At 67.2% G+C, this 16,110-nt stretch carries 15 protein-coding genes and 1 pseudogene; 9 read left to right on the top strand and 7 right to left on the bottom strand.

Translation table 11 applies throughout. From position 1 onward, the window contains the following. Positions 1 to 51: 51 nt before the first annotated feature. Positions 52 to 735 (bottom strand): hypothetical protein, encoded by a 684-nt coding sequence (locus LXE91_RS32380; RefSeq protein ID WP_223274376.1) that lies wholly within the window; start codon positions 733 to 735, stop codon positions 52 to 54. Between the two features lie 302 nt (positions 736 to 1,037). Here LXE91_RS32380 and LXE91_RS32375 point away from each other — a divergent pair. Beyond that, positions 1,038 to 2,477, top strand: a pseudogene (locus LXE91_RS32375) (dihydroxyacetone kinase family protein); the annotation flags it as partial. A 61-nt stretch (positions 2,478 to 2,538) separates the two neighbouring features. On the opposite strand, the gene LXE91_RS32370 reads toward LXE91_RS32375, so the two are convergent. Both LXE91_RS32370 and LXE91_RS32365 read right to left on the bottom strand, forming a co-directional pair. After that, positions 2,539 to 2,826, bottom strand: a complete 288-nt coding sequence (locus tag LXE91_RS32370) for a DUF1330 domain-containing protein (protein ID WP_039369252.1) — start codon at positions 2,824 to 2,826, stop codon at positions 2,539 to 2,541. A gap of 210 nt (positions 2,827 to 3,036) precedes the next feature. Further along, positions 3,037 to 3,897, bottom strand: a complete 861-nt coding sequence (locus tag LXE91_RS32365) for an HTD2 family dehydratase (RefSeq protein WP_046196583.1) — start codon at positions 3,895 to 3,897, stop codon at positions 3,037 to 3,039. A 312-nt stretch (positions 3,898 to 4,209) separates the two neighbouring features. Here LXE91_RS32365 and LXE91_RS32360 point away from each other — a divergent pair, with 312 nt between their 5' ends. The 7 genes from LXE91_RS32360 (at position 4,210) to LXE91_RS32330 (ending at position 10,865) form a co-directional block, all read left to right on the top strand. Next, positions 4,210 to 4,689 carry a MarR family winged helix-turn-helix transcriptional regulator gene (locus LXE91_RS32360; RefSeq protein WP_039369247.1) on the top strand — a complete coding sequence of 160 codons (480 nt, stop codon included), beginning with the start codon at positions 4,210 to 4,212 and terminating at the stop codon, positions 4,687 to 4,689. Then, positions 4,686 to 6,818 (top strand): FUSC family protein, encoded by a 2,133-nt coding sequence (locus tag LXE91_RS32355; RefSeq protein ID WP_039369245.1) that lies wholly within the window; start codon positions 4,686 to 4,688, stop codon positions 6,816 to 6,818. The genes LXE91_RS32360 and LXE91_RS32355 overlap by 4 nt, the downstream gene beginning before the upstream one ends. Positions 6,819 to 6,852: 34 nt before the next feature. Next, positions 6,853 to 7,065 carry a DUF1656 domain-containing protein gene (locus LXE91_RS32350; RefSeq protein ID WP_039369242.1) on the top strand — a complete coding sequence of 71 codons (213 nt, stop codon included), beginning with the start codon at positions 6,853 to 6,855 and terminating at the stop codon, positions 7,063 to 7,065. A gap of 1 nt (position 7,066) precedes the next feature. After that, entirely contained in the window at positions 7,067 to 8,062 is a 996-nt protein-coding gene (locus LXE91_RS32345; RefSeq protein WP_039369239.1) for an efflux RND transporter periplasmic adaptor subunit, read from the top strand. Continuing rightward, a complete protein-coding gene (locus LXE91_RS32340) occupies positions 8,059 to 9,576 on the top strand; it encodes an efflux transporter outer membrane subunit (RefSeq protein ID WP_039369237.1) in 1,518 nt (505 codons plus the stop codon). Before LXE91_RS32345 ends, LXE91_RS32340 begins: the two co-directional genes overlap by 4 nt. Positions 9,577 to 9,764: 188 nt before the next feature. After that, entirely contained in the window at positions 9,765 to 10,190 is a 426-nt protein-coding gene (locus tag LXE91_RS32335) for a TOBE domain-containing protein (RefSeq protein ID WP_039369234.1), read from the top strand. A gap of 84 nt (positions 10,191 to 10,274) precedes the next feature. Beyond that, positions 10,275 to 10,865 (top strand): nitrogen fixation protein NifQ, encoded by a 591-nt coding sequence (locus LXE91_RS32330; RefSeq protein ID WP_039369293.1) that lies wholly within the window; start codon positions 10,275 to 10,277, stop codon positions 10,863 to 10,865. 231 nt (positions 10,866 to 11,096) lie between these two features. On the opposite strand, the gene LXE91_RS32325 is transcribed toward LXE91_RS32330, so the two are convergent. Beyond that, the gene (locus tag LXE91_RS32325) at positions 11,097 to 12,158 is read right to left on the bottom strand and encodes a DMT family transporter (RefSeq protein ID WP_039369231.1); all 1,062 of its coding nucleotides are present in this window, start codon (positions 12,156 to 12,158) and stop codon (positions 11,097 to 11,099) included. 500 nt (positions 12,159 to 12,658) lie between these two features. Then, positions 12,659 to 13,318, bottom strand: coding sequence for a ProQ/FinO family protein (locus tag LXE91_RS32320; RefSeq protein WP_039369228.1), 660 nt, complete (start codon positions 13,316 to 13,318; stop codon positions 12,659 to 12,661). A 740-nt stretch (positions 13,319 to 14,058) separates the two neighbouring features. Between LXE91_RS32320 and LXE91_RS32315 the strand changes: the two genes are divergently transcribed. After that, positions 14,059 to 14,643 carry a DUF2889 domain-containing protein gene (locus tag LXE91_RS32315; protein WP_039369225.1) on the top strand — a complete coding sequence of 195 codons (585 nt, stop codon included), beginning with the start codon at positions 14,059 to 14,061 and terminating at the stop codon, positions 14,641 to 14,643. A 110-nt stretch (positions 14,644 to 14,753) separates the two neighbouring features. On the opposite strand, the gene LXE91_RS32310 is transcribed toward LXE91_RS32315, so the two are convergent. Continuing rightward, on the bottom strand, positions 14,754 to 15,245 hold the full coding sequence (locus LXE91_RS32310) for a flavodoxin family protein (RefSeq protein WP_039369222.1): 492 nt from the start codon (positions 15,243 to 15,245) through the stop codon (positions 14,754 to 14,756). 193 nt (positions 15,246 to 15,438) lie between these two features. After that, entirely contained in the window at positions 15,439 to 16,092 is a 654-nt protein-coding gene (locus LXE91_RS32305; RefSeq protein ID WP_039369219.1) for a TetR/AcrR family transcriptional regulator, read from the bottom strand. Positions 16,093 to 16,110 lie beyond the last annotated feature (18 nt).

Here is a 16,110-nt window from a genome sequence, read left to right as displayed (position 1 = left end):
GGACATGCGCGGCCGCTGCCGCGCATGTCAGAATATTCTCAACATGACCTTTCAACCGAGCAACACACCTCCTACTCCATTAGCACTTCTCACAAAAACAGGCTTCCTAACCAACGGCTCCTGTTCGGCGAAATTGGCGTATTGCTTTGTCAGCAGCGCACTGGCAAACACATGCCGCAACGGAACGTGGTCAATGTCCGTGGTCGCTTGTTGCTGAACAACCCCGGTCACCAGTCCTGCCATTTCATGCCAGTCATGCACCGTTGCATCCCGCTGCGGGGCAGCACGGTAACTCTCGTCTCTCAGCGGTCTGTCGTGGAAACAAACTTCGAGGAATTTCGCCGCCCAACCGTCAGCATTGAGGACCTTCAACCCAATTGGCAGTCGTTCATATTTTCGCCACATGTCGATAGCCGCCCAAAGCTCCGGGTCAGTCATCTCCGCAACCCAGTAAAACTGAGTACCTTCAAGCTGAAGTCGCATCGTCATCAGCATTCGGTCAGAGAGTTGCATATGCCCAAGTCCAAAATTGAAGTTTTCGACACTACTCGGGATGCAACGCGCTTCATGAGCCTTCAGCGGGAAGGTCAAGAAGGGCATGTTTTCGGGCAGCCCACGAGCCATCGCTGGTCGATTACCAAACGACTGAAGCTCTTCAAGTCGACCGATTGCTACCTGGGCTTTGTTGCCGTTACCGACAGTGTATGCGTTGCGTACTTTCATCATCTTCCCCATGAAATAGGACTCGACTCACTACTCTCAAGAAAACCTTGCCTACGTTTTTACAATTTTGTACAACGAAATATTTGATAATTGACCAATCATCCCTGCGTAGTGGTATAGCGCCAAATCACCACATGACGAGTGGTTGATGCTCACGACCGGCAGCGAACACGTCTCTGGATCCACGCGCAAGAATCTTGAAAGCTTCCGGTCCACAAATGATGCTGCGTCGCACCATGTTTTATCCCGTTACCGCAGACTTTGTTGCACTCGAACGGCGGTTCTTACGTTCCCGCAGACTTTGTTGTACGCCCATACTCGCCGCGATCCGTGCCAGCGCCGGCCCGAACGGCGCGTTGCTGATCGTGAAGAACTACACGGGCGACCGGCTCAATTTCGGGCTTGCCGCCGAACTCGCGCGCGCCGAAGGCATTCCGGTCGAGACGGTCATCGTTGCCGACGACGTGTCGCTGCGCGGCCGCGTCGAGCGCGGCCAGCGGCGCGGGATCGCCGGCACCGTGCTGATCCACAAGCTCGCCGGCGCGGCCGCCGCGCGCGGGCTGCCGCTCGCCCGCGTCGCGGCGATCGCGCGCGACGCCGCGGCCGAACTCGGCACGATGGGCGTCGCGCTCGACGGCTGCACGATCCCGGGCGCCGACAAGTCGGGCTTCAGCCTCGGCGATCACGAGATCGAACTCGGTCTCGGCATCCATGGGGAGAAAGGCGTCGAACGCCGCGCGCCGCTGCCGGTCGATGCGCTGGTCGACACGCTGCTGTCGAGCATCGCCGCCGATCTCGTGCTCGACCGCGGCGAACGCGTCGCGCTGTTCGTCAACGGCCTCGGCGCGACGCCGGACATGGAACTCGCGATCGTGCTGCGCGCCGCGCACGACAACCTGCACCGGCGCGGCATCGTGGTCGCACGCGCGTGGGCCGGCACGTTCCTGTCGGCGCTGAACATGCCCGGTTGCTCGATCTCGGTGCTGCGGCTGAACGACGAACGCGCGGTGCTGCTCGACGCGCCGACGCAGGCGCGCGCATGGCCGGGCGGCGGCGCGGTGAATACGCAGATCCGCGTGGCCTCGGCCGCTGTGCCGGAAGCCCCGTTGCCGCCGCTCGATGCGGCCGGCCGCGCGTGGGCCGCGCGCCTGCAACCGGCGCTGCACGCGGTCGCGCAGACGCTGATCGATCACGAGCAGACGCTGACGGACCTCGATGCGGCGGCCGGCGACGGCGATCTCGGCGCGAGCATGCTGCGCGCCGCGCAGGCGATCCTCGCGTTGCCGGAAGCCGCGTACGGCACGCCGGCCGGCGCACTCTCGGCGCTCGGCGCCGCGTTGCGCCGCGCGATCGCCGGCAGCTCGGGGCCGTTCTATGCAACCGCACTGCTGCGCGCATCGCGCCGGCTGGCCGATATCGCCGAGCCGTCGTCGCGTGACTGGGCCGCGGCGTTCCGCGGCGCGGTGGATTCGATCAGCGAACTCGGCGGCGCGCGCGCCGGCGACCGCACGATGCTCGATGCGCTGGTGCCGGCCGTCGCGGCATTCGAGCGTGCGCTCGACAACGATCGCGATCCCGCGAGCGCGTGGGCCGCGGCAGTCGAAGCCGCCGAGCGCGGCGCGCAGGAAACGGCAGGCATGTCACCCCGCGCAGGGCGCGCGAGCTATCTCGGCGAACGCGCGATCGGCACGCCGGACGGCGGCGCGGTCGCGGTGTCGTATTGGCTGCGTGCGTTGCAGGCACACATCGGATGAAGATCGAAGGCCGGGCGTCCGGCGTCGCGGCGCGCCGCCGGACACACCTGATGCACGTCGTTCAGACGCCTTCGACCAGCACGGCGCGATAGCGCGCGCCCTTGAAGCGGTGCTGGGCGACGGCCTGGTATTCGGGGCCGTGATACCACGCGTGCGCGGCTTCCTTCGACGGGAATTCGACGATCACGACGCCTTCCGGGCCTTCGCCTTCGAGCGTTTCCTGCGGCCCATAGGCTGCGAGCACTTTCACCGGATGCCCAGCGAGCGTTGCGCCGACCTTGCTCTGGTAGAGGTCGAATTCCTGCTGGTCCTGCATGCTTTCACGTGTAAACACGATGTAGGTGGCCAAGATGCGTGCTCCTGATGCGCTGCGTGGAAGGGGGACGGGCCGGCCGCGCATCGCCGGGTCCGGCGAACGGCACGCGACCTGCCAGCAGCTTACAGGGGTTTGGCGACGAACGTCGGGGCTGGCAGAGTGCGCGTCCGGCCGGCTCGCCGCGTGCGACAACGGTCACCCGCGACGGATCCTGCCGCGCGCGGATGACCGGCACGGAGCCCGTCACGCAAGCGTCGCGGTGGCCTGCATCGTCAGCCAGCCGTCGCGATCCTTCGCCCACAGCTCGATCGTCTGGCCATCATCCGACGGCTTGCCGCACAGCGTGAACGGCTCCCCGTCGAACGTCGGGCGCACCGCGCGGAACGCGAAGCTCGCGAGCGTCGCGTCGGGCCGTTCGCGGTGCACGAGATCGACGAGCAGCGTCGCGATCAGCGGGCCGTGCACGACGAGACCCGGATAGCCCTCCTCCTGCGTCACGTAGCTGCGGTCGTAGTGGATGCGATGACCGTTGAAGGTCAGCGCCGAATAGCGGAACAGCATCACGGCGTCGGCCGCGACCGAGCGCGACCACGTCTCGCCTTCCGGCGCCGCGACCGGCTTCGGCGCCGGCGAGCCAGGCTGCGGCGCATCGCGATAGACGATGTCGTGCTCTTCCTCGACGCACAACGCGCCGTCGCACTCGATCCGGTGCTGCACCGTCACGAATACGAGCCGGCCGCTGCGGCCCGTCTTGTCCTCGATGTTCTCGATCGTCGATTCGCGCGTCGCGCGCTGGCCCGTGCGCAGCGGCGCATGGAACGTCAGGCGGCCGCCGGCCCACATGCGGCGCGGCAGCGGCACGGGCGGCAGGAAGCCGCCGCGCTTCGGGTGGCCATCGGGGCCGACTTCGGCCAGCGGCGCGACGGGCAGGAAATAGAGCCAGTGCCACATCGGCGGCACGACGTCGCCGGGCGACGGGCGGTCGAGCGTGGCGGCCAGCGCGTTCAGCGGGAACGCGGTGATGTCGTCGCCGAGCGTTTCGGTCTTGCCGAGCCACGCATCGAGCGACGTCGGGACGGGAGGCTGCGGGGATGAAGTGGTCACGTGCGGAATCTCCGGGAGGCTTGCAACGGCCTCAATATGCACGCCGCACGCCGTTTCGCGAAGCCGGATTTCCCGAACCCCGGCTTCGAACCTGCCTGACCTGCCGAGCGGCCTGCCGAACCTCTTTCGTCTGACCATTCGATCGCGGCCGCGGATCGCACCTCCTGTGCCGGCAAAACCTTACGGCTTGACCATCGCCGGCACGCCGCCTAAATTGCTTCAAACGGGCGGGCCGAACCGCGTGCAGCGTGTCATCCGGGTGACAAAAACGATAGTTTGCTATCGAATTAATTTGCCCCTATCATCTCGCCCATGACCAATCTGCACGACCTCCGCCTCGCCGTCAGCAGCCTGCTGGTGCTGTCCGCGCGCAAGTGGCGCCGCACGAGTGACGGCGTGCTGACCGCGTACAACGTGTCCGAGGCCTGCGCGACACCGCTGCTGATCACCGGGCGCCTCGGCGAAGGCGTGCGCCAGGGCACGCTCGCCGAATACGTCGGCATCGAAGGGCCATCGCTCGTGCGCCTGCTCGACCAGTTGTGCGCGGCCGGCCTCGCGCGCCGCGACGAGGATCCGCACGACCGCCGCGCGAAAACGATTTCGCTGACGGCCACCGGCCGCGCGGTCACCGCGAAGATGGAGGAAGACCTGCGCGTGCTGCGCGCGCAGGTGCTCAAGGGCGTCACGCGCGCCGATCTCGAAGCGACGCTGCGCGTGCTCGACGCATTCAATGCCTTCGAGTCGCATACGCCCGCCGCGCGCGCCTCCCACACCGGCGACGCCACGTCATGACCTATCCGAGCCTTCGCGACTGGCTCTTCTCGGGCAAGACGTTCGCCGCGTCGATGCTGGCGCTGTATCTCGGCCTGTATTTCCAGTTGCCGCGCCCGTACTGGGCAATGGCAAGCGTCTACATCGTGTCGAACCCGTTCGTCGGCGCGACGCGCTCGAAGGCGCTGTATCGCGCGCTCGGCACCGCGCTCGGCGCGGCCGCCGCGATCTTCTTCGTGCCGCCGTTCGTCGAGACGCCGCTGCTGTTCGCGATCATCGTCGCCACCTGGTGCGGCACGCTGCTCTACCTCGCGATCTCCGACCGCACCGCGCGCAGCTACGTGTTCATGCTCGCCGGCTATACGATGCCGCTGATCGCACTGCCGACCGTCACCGATCCGTCCACCGTGTTCGACGTCGCGATCGCGCGCACCGAGGAGATCGTGCTCGGCATCGTGTGCGCGAGCGTGGTGGGCAGCGCGATCTTCCCGAACCGGCTCGCGCCGACGCTGATCGAGCGCACCGACGCGTGGTTCAAGGACGCCGCGTTCTACGGCCGCGAGACGCTGTCCGGGCACATCGCAGGCAAGGCGCTGTCCGCGTGCCGGCAACGCCTCGCGGCGACCATCACGGGCCTCGAATTCCTGCTGAGCCAGCTGAGCTACGACCATGCGCACCCGCGCATCCTCGCGCGCGCGCAGGCGCTCGCGGGCCGGATGCAGCTGTTCCTGCCGCTGATGTCGTCGCTCGCCGATCCGTTGATCGCGCTGATGCGCGACCTGCACATCCGGCCGCCCGGGCTCGACGCGTTGCTTGCCGACGCCGCGAAGTGGTTCGACGCGCCGCTGCCGGCCGTGCGTGCCGGCGCCGATGGCGACATGGCCGACGACCCGGTCGCGGACCGCCTGCGCGAACGCATCGCCGCGCTGCAGCCGGCCGACGAGGCGCTCGCGAGCTGGGACGGCGCGCTGCTGTCGAACGCGCTGTGGCGGCTGCGCCAGGTCATCGACATCTGGCAGGACTGCCGCTCGCTGCGCGCGTTGATCGGCAACGAAGCGGGCGTCTGGCAGCCGCGCTATCGGCACTGGCGGCTCGGTGGCACCGAACGCTTCTTCGATCGCGGGATGATGCTGTTCTCGACGCTGACCGTCGCCGCCGCGATCGTGTTCGCGAGCTGGCTGTGGATCGCGTCCGGCTGGCACGACGGCGCCGCGGCCGTCACGCTCGTGGCCGTGTCGTGCAGCTTCTTCGCCGCGCTCGACGAGCCGGCGCCGCTGGTGTTCAAGTTCTTCCTCGCGACGACCGCGAGCGTCGTGTTCGCGGGCCTGTACCTGTTCGTCGTGCTGCCGCACGTGCACGATTTCGCGATGCTCGTCGTGATGTTCGCGGGCCCGTTCATCCTGATCGGCACGCTGCTGCCACGCCCGCAGTTCAACATGGTGACGATGCTCGTCGCCGTGAACACGGCCACCTTCATCAGCATCCAGGGTGCGTACGACGCCGACTTCTTCGTGTTCCTGAACAGCAACCTCGCGGGCGTCGCCGGGTTGCTGTTCGCGTATGTATGGACGCGCGCGACACGGCCGTTCGGTGCGGAACTCGCGGTGCGGCGCCTGCTGCGCTCGGGCTGGGAAGACGTCGCTCGCTCCGCGTCGACGCAACCGCTCGACGACCAGCGCAACCACGCATCGCGGATGCTCGACCGCGTCACGCACCTGCTGCCGCGCCTCGGCGCGTCCGACGATCATCGCCACCCGTCGATCGAGAGCTTCCGCGACCTGCGCATCGCGCTCAATGCGCTCGACCTGCGCCGCTCGCGCCGCCGGCTGTCCGGCGACGTGCCCGATGCGATCGATCGCGTGCTGGCCGGCGTCACCGACCACTACGAACGCTGCGTCGCCGCGAACGCGCGCCAGCCGGCGCCGCCCGCGCTGCTCGCGACGATCGACGACGCGCTGCGCCGAGTCGCGGGCCGCAACCTGCCGGGTGCCGCACCGGCGGAAAACGGCGGGGAGCCCGCCGCGCCGGCCACGCCCGCCACGCATCGCCGGCTGCGCGACACGCTGCACGCGCTCGTCGGCCTGCGCCTGTCGCTGTATCCGGCCGCGGCCGGGCAACCGCCGCGGGCGCCGGACGGAGCACGCGCATGATCCCGCTTTCCCATCCGTCCTTCCGACCGCAACCATGATCGGCGAAATCGACATCTTCGGCGTATTCGTGCCGGCCCCGCTCGTGCTGATGCTGATCGCCTACCTGATCAACATCGTCGTGCGCGCCGTGCTCGAGCGCGTCGGCTTCTACCGCCTCGTCTGGCACCGTTCGATCTTCGACCTCGGCATCTACGTATTCGTGTTGGCCGCCGTCGTCATCGTTTCCCACCATCTCGTGGCTACCTAACGTGAAAAAAACCTGGCTCTCGGCAGGGCAGATCCTGCTCACCCTGATCGTCGTCGTCGTGGCTGCCATCGTGCTGTGGCGCATCGTCAACTACTACATGTTCTCGCCGTGGACCCGCGACGGTCACGTGCGCGCCGACGTGATCCAGGTCGCGCCGGACGTGGCGGGCCTCATCACGTCCGTGCAGGTCGCCGACAACCAGGAGGTCAAGCGCGGCCAGGTGCTGTTCGTGATCGACCAGGCCCGCTACACGCTCGCGGAACGGTTTGCCGAAGCCACGCTCGCGCAGCGCCGCGCGACGCTCGCCCAGGCGAAGCGCGAGTACGCCCGCAACCTGCAGCTCGGCAACCTGGTCGCGAGCGAACAGGTCGAGGAAAGCCGCACGCGCGTCGAACAGGGCGAAGCCGCCGTCGCCGATGCGCAGGTGTCGCTCGACACCGCGAAGCTGAACCTGCAGCGCACGACGATCGTCAGTCCCGTAGACGGCTACCTGAACGACCGCGCGCCGCGTGTCGGCGAATACGTGCCGGCCGGCCGCGCGGTGCTGTCGGTCGTCGACCGCAATTCGTTCCGCGTCGACGGCTACTTCGAGGAAACCAAGCTGCGCGGCATCCACATCGGCCAGCCGGTCGACATCATCGTGATGGGTGAGCCGCGTGCGCTGCGCGGCCACGTACAGAGCATCGTCGCCGCGATCGAGGATCGCGACCGCACGCAGGGCGCGAACCTGCTGCCGAACGTGAACCCGGCTTTCAGCTGGGTGCGGCTCGCGCAGCGCGTGCCGGTGCGCGTCGTGCTCGACGAAGTACCCGACGATTTCCGGATGATCGCGGGCCGTACCGCGACCGTCTCGATGCGCGAAGCCGATACGCGCCGCAAAGACAACGCGAAACCGGCGGCCGGCGCGTCGGCGGCAACCACCAGCTCGGCATCGGCCGTCACATCGGTATCGACGGCTTCCGGCACGGCCGCCGGCGCAGCAGGAGCATCGCAATGAAGCGCCACGGTCTGCGCCTCGCCGCGACGCTCGCGCCGCTTGCGCTCGCACTCGGCGCGTGCAAGTCCGTCGGCCCCGATTACACGCTGCCGCAGCAGGCGTACGTGAATGCGCCGCTCGCGAACCATGCGCTCGACGATGCGAACGGCACGCTCGTGTCGCGCGACGCCGTGCCCGGCAACTGGTGGCAGCTCTACGACGATCCCGTGCTCGACGCACTCGTGCGCGACGCACTGAAGTCGAACACCGACCTGCGCGTCGCCGCGGCCAACCTCGCGCGCTCGCGCGCGGCGCTGGAAGTCGCAAGCCAGCAGGGCGGCTTCTCGGGCCGCGCGGAAGCCGGCGTGCAGCGCGCCCAGGAATCGGCCGAGCAATACCTGCTCGAGAACAAGCTGCCGGTCGTCAACGAAGGCGCGGTCGGCATCAACGTGTCGTACGAAATCGACCTGTTCGGCAAGCTGCGGCGCGGCGTCGAAGCCGCGCGCGCGGACAGCGAGTCCGTCCAGGCAGCCGGCGACCTGGCGCGCATCACGGTCGTCGCCGACGTCGTGCGCGCCTACGTCGAATCGTGTTCGGCCGGCGACGAGCTGGCCGTCGCGAAGCAGTCGCTCGCGCTGCAGAAGCAGCGCGTCTCGCTGTCGCAGCGGCTGCGCGATGCCGGGCGGGGCAACCAGACCGACGTGACGCGCGGCGTGACGCAGGTGCGCACCCTCGCCGCCGATATCCCGCGCTTCGAAGGCCGCCGTAAAGTCGCGCAATACCAGCTCGCCGCGCTGCTCGCGCGCTCGCCCGCCGACCTGCCGAAGGCCGTCGCCGAATGCGAGCGCCTGCCGAAGCTGCGCCAGCCGATTCCGATCGGCGACGGCGCCGCGCTGCTGCGCCGCCGCCCCGACGTGCGCGCGGCCGAGCGGCAACTCGCGGCCGCGACCGCGCGGATCGGCGTGGCGACCGCCGCGCTGTACCCGTCGATCAGCATCGGCGCGTCGGCCGGCTCGGTCGGTGTCGCCGCGGATCTGTTCTCGTCCACGACGAATCGCTGGTCGATCGGCCCGCTGATCAGCTGGTCGTTCCCGGTCAACGGCCAGCGTGCACGCGTGCGCGAGGCCGAAGCCGCGACGGGTGGCGTGCTCGCGCACTTCGACGGCGTCGTGCTGAACGCGCTGCGCGAAACACAGTCGAGCCTCGCGACCTATGCAGCCGACGTGCAGCGCATGGAAGCGCTGCGCACCGCGTATGAATCGGCACGCAATTCCGCCGACGAAACGCATCGCCTCTATCTGGCCGGCCGCGAGTCGTTCATCTCCGATCTCGATGCGACGCGCACGCTGACGAGCGCGCAGGCGCAGGTGGCGGCAGCCGAAGGCCAGGTCGCGACCGACCAGGTTCGACTCTTCCTCGCGCTCGGCGGCGGGTGGGAATCCGACGGTACGACGGCCGCACCGGACGCCCGCCGCGACGCCACACGCGCCGCCGCGACACCCGCGACACCCGCGACACCCGCGACCAGCAAATAACACGGCAGCGCAGTCATCTTCAGGACATCACGTGCACCTGGCGAAACGCTCGGTGGCGGCGGCCTTTCCTGATGCGCGCCATTGCGCCGGAAGGACGACGAACACCCTGGTTGACGTTACACTGACCGATGCATTTCCATTCATCTCTCGCCGCCGAACTCCCAGCAGCATCCACCCGGAGATCCATCATGCGAACCAGCGCCCGCAACCATTTCCCTGGCCAGGTCAGCGCCGTCAAGGCCGGTGCCGTCAACGACGAAATCACGCTCCGCACGCAGGGCGGCCTCGACATCGTCGCCGTGATCACCCACGGCAGCGCGGCTTCGCTGGGCCTCGCGGCCGGCTCGAAGGCATTCGCGCTCGTGAAGGCGTCGTCGGTGATCGTGATGGTCGACGTCGACAGCAGCAAGGTGTCGGCCCGCAACTGCGTCGCGGGCACCGTTTCGTCGGTCGCGAAAGGCGCGGTCAATTCGGAAGTCGTGATCAAGGCCGCGGGCGGGGCCGAGATCGTCGCGATCGTCACCAACGACAGCGTCGATCGACTCGGCCTCGCGAGCGGCACGGCTGCGTCCGCGATCTTCAAGGCATCGAGCGTGATCGTCGGCGTCGAGTGAACGCGTGACGATCGCGATAGTGATCCGTTTGGCACCGCGCATTCACCCGAATCGCGCCGTGCGGCTGCCGGCCGGATGCGTGCGATGACAACCGCGTTCGATCACGCTCGGCAACGGGCGCTGCAGTCGTTGCTGTCCGCCGCGGCCAGTGCCGACACACCCGACGCACGCCTGTTCGGCGCACTCGTTGCGGCACGCGCGCAGCGCAACGAGCTCGGGCTGCTCGGCCTGTCTCATCCGCAGCTGGCCGGCCTGCTGACGCGGCAGTTTCCGCACCTGCCTGCTGCCGATGTCGCAGCGCTCGCGCCAACGGCCGTGATGGCAGTGCTGCCATCTACTCACGCGGCGTTCGTTACAACGCTGCACACGCGGCTGATGGACGACGCGAATCCCGCCGCCGACCGCGACGATGCAGCCTGTCTCGCGTCGATCATCGCGCACGCCTGCCTGCGCCCCGATCATCTGTGGCGCGATCTCGGGCTTGATGGGCGTGACGCGGTATCCGCGATGCTCGATCGCTATTTCCCCGCGCTTGCCGCGCGCAACGTCGCTCACCTGCGCTGGAAGAAATTCCTCGCACAGGAAGTGGCCGCCTCGCTTGACGTGCCGGCGAGCCCCGCCCCCGGGTGCCCGGGCTGCGAGGATTTCGGCTTCTGCTTTCCTCACGCACGATAACCACCGCGGTGACCGGGCTGCCCATTCGACTCGCGAAGCCTGGGACGGCACGGTCGGTGCACTGATCGATCCGGCCGGTTCGCTGATCCGGTTGATCCAGACCGAAGACCAGGCTCGCACCGCTGCTGCGGTCGCGCTCAGGCGACGCTGGAAGCAGATGCGCACACGATGCGACGCACGCCCCATAAACGGTTACCTTGTGAACCGTATCGCCTGCTGTTCATGACGCGGTCAATGCCGGTGCCGGTGATGAATGTCCGGAAAATGCGCATGGCTGTGCGTGATCGGCAAATGCACGTGCGGATGCGAGTGCGGTTCGTTGCCGTCGTACGCGAAATCGTGCGCATGCTGGTGATGTTCGTCGTGCCGATGCCGATGCGTGTGCTCGAACTGCTCGTGCGTATGCGTATGTTCATGCCGTTCGCGAACGTGCAGCCAGATGCCGAGCGCCATCAGCACCGCAGCGATCCAGAACGTCGCGGGTGGCAGCGCGGGCCAGATCAGCAGCGACAGCACGACGCCGAACAGCGGCGCGATCGAGAAATACGCGCCCGTGCGCGCGCTGCCGAGATGGCGCAGTGCGACGACGAACAGCACGAGGCTGATCCCGTAGCCGCCGAGCCCCGTCAGCATCGCGGCAGCCGTGACCGGGACAGCCGGCAGCGTCGCGCCGGTCGCCAGCGCGATGCCGATGTTCACGGGTCCGGCGATCAGCCCTTTCGCGCACGCGATGACCATCGCGTCGTTTGCGGCCACCTTGCGGGTCAGGTTGTTGTCGACCGCCCAGCACAGGCATGCGCCGACGATCAACAACGCGCCGACCGGCACGCCTGCGTGGCCCGGCGTCCACGACAGCAGCGTGCCGCCGGCGACGATCGCGACCATTCCGAGGAACACCTGCGAATCCACGTTCTCGCGAAACACGACCCACGCGATGACAGCCGTCAGCACACCCTCGAGATTGAGCATCAACGCGCTCGTCGCTGCCGGCGTGCTCGATAGCCCGAGCATCAGCAACGCCGGGCCGGCCACCCCGCCTGCCGCAATCGCGCCGGCGAGCCACGGCAGGTCTGCGCGTTGCAGCGGCGCAGCGTTTGCGGTCGGTGCACGACGGTTGTGCAGGCGGCGAAGGAAGATCCCGATACCGAGCCCGACGCCGCTGCCGAGATAGAACAGGCCGGCGACCATGAACGGCGACATCGCGCCAATCAGCGCCTTGGCGAGCGGTGTCGCGGCGCCGAACAGCGCGGCAGCGGTGAGCGCGACGAGAATCGCGGAATGTCTCGAGTGCATGATCCGGTTTGAATTGACGTTGAAAGGCGCTGGCCGTCGCAGCGGGTTACGTCGCGGTGAGCTTTTCGTACCTTTCACATTGCAAGCTGCATCGCAGCCGGCCGGCTTGCTCGCGACCTGACGACCTCGGCGAGATTATCGCGCGTCATCATGTCACGATGACAGGACACGAACGTCCACGCGCCAGTCGATGGTTTCGGCACGCCCTTATCTTAGGAAAACGAATTAATTGAACGAAGCGTTGCCGTGTTCGGGGAGTGAGCGACGTCCATGCGCAAACGACAAAGTCGAAACAACGCGCGTGCAGCACTGATCGGCGAACTTTCTTCGTCCGGTCGCGTGGTCTGTTCGAGGTGGGATAGGTAAGCGCCCGGCGCGTCGAGCACCGGTGGGAGCAGTCCTGACCTGCCTCGGTCGAGGCAGGTCAGTCTGTCGTGCATTCACCGCAGGCGTTGTGACTGCGGGACAGCGCCGTGCGGTATGCAGCGGCGCGGTGCGGATTACTCGTTTCCGGCCGTTTGCTGCTCGACCTGCGGCGCTGCGTCGGCTTGCGCTTCCACGTTTGCCGGTTGCGGCTCGGCGGCCTCGGCCGGCTGTTCGGCCTTCGGCTGCTGCTGCGCGCCCTTGGCCGCTTGTGCCGCGCCCTTGCCGGGGCGGCGCGCCTTCAGCCGGCGTGCCCGCGCTGCGTCGTCATGCGTGACACGCCCTGCTTCGTTACCCTGCAGATCGACCCGCACGGCGTCTTCGACGAGGCACGACCAGTAACGGTTGCCACGGCACCACGTCGACATCGCGTCACGCAGTTCGGCTTCGTTGAGCCCGACCGCCTGTGCTTCACGTGCGAGGTCGTCCCAGATACCGACCTTGAGCGGCACTTTGGGGGCCGGATTCTTCGGGAACGCACGCGGAAACTTACGCTGCAGTTTGCCGATCGCAACGATGACCGGATCGACCGGCGCCGTCGGCTTCGCCGAAGCCGGCTTCGCGCGGTGCGCTGCTTTGCCGCCGGCCGCAGCCGGCTTGGCACCACGCTGCGGCTGGTCGCCGGACTTCGGCTTCGCGCCGGTGTCCGCCGGCGCTGCCGGCCGCTTCGCGTTGCGCTCCTGCTTGGCCTTCGCTGCGAGCTGCGCCCGCAATTCGGCAAGTTGTTCAAAACCCATAAATTCAATCCACCAGGAATATAAGGTGTGGTTCGTGCGGCCATGCCGCGCGGCGCACGAGCTTCGCCGCCATGCGTGCGACCCGTCTGCCGCCGATGCGGAATACTACGGGGCCGCATCGCGCACGCCACTCTGTTTTCAGGCACCCGGCCACGATGCCGGACAAGGCAGGAGTGGAAGTATACCGGTACGCGCGGCGGCCGGTTGACTCACTGGTCTGCCTTGGCCCGATTCGGGGTACCGGAAATGCGTCCATGCGGTCGTGTTGCGCATTATAGGGATACGTTTCCGGAAGTCACGCCGTTCACTCTCGTTGGCGGAAATCGGGGCCATCCTCCGTACTGCGTTTGCCTCGGCGGTATCGATCGACGCCCGACCCGTGGTATCCCGCCTACGAACGTCGAACGCGATCCCGCCGCATCGGTGCGTCGCGGGCCCCGGCTGCGATTCTGCGTCCTGCTGCATCCCGGGAAGCGGCGTCGGCTGCGAGCGAATCAACGATCACGGCGATGAATCGGCGCAAGAGCCGTACCCATTCAACAGCGTCGGTGCCCGCACACGACTCGTTGCGTCCGCATCCATCCTGTAGCGCACGAAGAGGCAGAAAAGTGCGTAGTATGGCCGGATCGATGTCGTCAGCAGCGTGCCTCAGCCCGTTTCGCCGCGCCCGACCGGCGAGCCGCCGACATCCCGCTTGCCTGCCAGAAGAACGAACCGGTTGCACGAAACGGAGCAGATACATGGTTCCCCCACACGACATCCCGCACGACGGCGTCACGCGCGAGGAAATTCACCATCGGCAGATCGACATGCGCGGCTATCGGCGCAGCGACGGCCTGTTCGAAGTAACGGCCTGCCTCTCGGATCGCAAAACCTTTGATTTCACGCCGCCGGGCGGCACGCGGACGGTCGCTGCGCTGTCGCCGATCCACGACCTCGGCGTGACGCTGGTCTTCGACGCCGACATGGTCGTCCGCGCCGTGTCCACTTTCCTCCGGTCGCATCCGTATGCGCAGTGTCCGGGCGGCGGCGACTCGCTGCAGGCGCTCGTCGGACTGAGCATCGGCGCGGGCTGGAACAGCGAGATTCGCAAGCGCCTGCCGTCCTGCGATACGTGCACGCACCTGAAGGAGTTGCTCGGCCCGATCGCCACCACGGCCTATCAAACGATGGTCGGCATGCGAAAGTCGTCGCTCGAGGCACGCGACAGCGACGGGAAACCGCTCAAGATCGACAGCTGCCATGCCTATGGCGCATCGCGCGATCTCGTGAAACGTCTTTGGCCCGAATATCACCGGCCTTCCGAGACAACAAAAGGCGGCTGAGGGACGAGCATTCGGCCAGCCCCGCGCACCGCGCGATCGGTGCTGCTCAAGAGCGCACGTCGCGTGCACAAACGTGCGTCGACCGGTCATCGCAGCCGCAGCGCCGGCGATCAAAAAACGCCCAGTGCGAGTCCCGCTGCGAGACCGGCGCCCAATTCGGCGCAGCGCGCGAGATCGTCGCCGTCGATCGTCTTCGCCGCGAGGATGCGTTCCGGCGTCTGCGCGTGCGTACAGACGATCAGGCCCGGCGCCACGTTCTTCAACCGCCACCCGGTCGCGATCCGGTCGATCTGGCGCAGCGCGTTCTGCCCATCGCTTCCCGCGCAGATCATCACCGCATACGGGCGGCCGTTCACGCGATCGAGCGCCGCGTAGTAGCAGCGGTCGAAGAAATCCTTCATCAGCCCGGACATTGCCGCGAGATTCTCCGGCGTGGCGAACAGATACGCGTCGGCGGCCAGCACGTCGGCCGGGCTCGTCGCATCGGCGCGCTGCAGCCTCACGTCGACGCCGGTTTGCTCGCGCGCAGCGCCGGCGGCCGCTTCGGCCATCTGTTGCGTGCCTCCGGTCATCGTGTGATAGACGATCAACAGCGTCTTCATTCGTCGTTACTCACGTTCGGTTTCAGGTGTGCCGACGGCATCGCCGATTTCCGCCGAATGGCCGGAGATCCGATGCGGCAATCCGCATTCGCTCCCGCGGATCTGCCGGTTTGCCGGCGCGACGTTGCGAGATACGTACGGAGCGTGCACGTTGCGCCAGGCTCGATTCACGCAAGTTCGACCGTATACACGATCAGTCCGTTACGTCGCGCGGTGCGTCGGTGTGTTCCGGTTGCGCGTAGTACGCGAGAAACATGTCGGCAGCGGATTCAGCGACTTTTTGTTGCGCCGGCTCCGGGAGCGGCGGCTGGCCCATCGTTATCTGCGGCCAGAACGCGAATGCCTTCACGACACCATGCAACTGATTCGCGGCAAACACCGGATCGGTGACGGACAGGCGTCCAGCCGCCGCGGCCGTCCGCACCCAGACCGTCATGTCTTCCTCGCGCTCGCCGAGACGCTCGACCATGTCACGCGCGCGTTCCGGCGAATGGATGGCCGCACCGATCGCGACACGTGCGAGCGACAGAAATGCCTCGTCGCCGAGCAGGCGCATTTTGCGATCCAGCAATGCGAGCAACTGCTCCCGTAGCGGCACATCGGCACGATAGGTTGGCGAACTGCCTGTCCGGGTCGCATCCCACAATTTTTGGAGGATTGCGGCGAACAACGCTTCCTTGCCCGGGAAGTGGTTGTAGACCGTGCGCTTCGACACGTCCGCACGCGCCGCGATGCGGTCCATGCTGGTCGCGTCGTAACCCGACGCGAGAAATTCCTCGATGGCCGCATCGACGATGGCCGCGCGCTTTCGATCGGTCAGGCGCTGAGGGGGAGTACTGGTATCCATGGAGAAATTTTACACCGG

This window comes from Burkholderia contaminans (genome assembly GCF_029633825.1).
Classification (GTDB): domain Bacteria; phylum Pseudomonadota; class Gammaproteobacteria; order Burkholderiales; family Burkholderiaceae; genus Burkholderia; species Burkholderia contaminans.
This window is presented reverse-complemented; position numbering and strand designations above follow the sequence as displayed.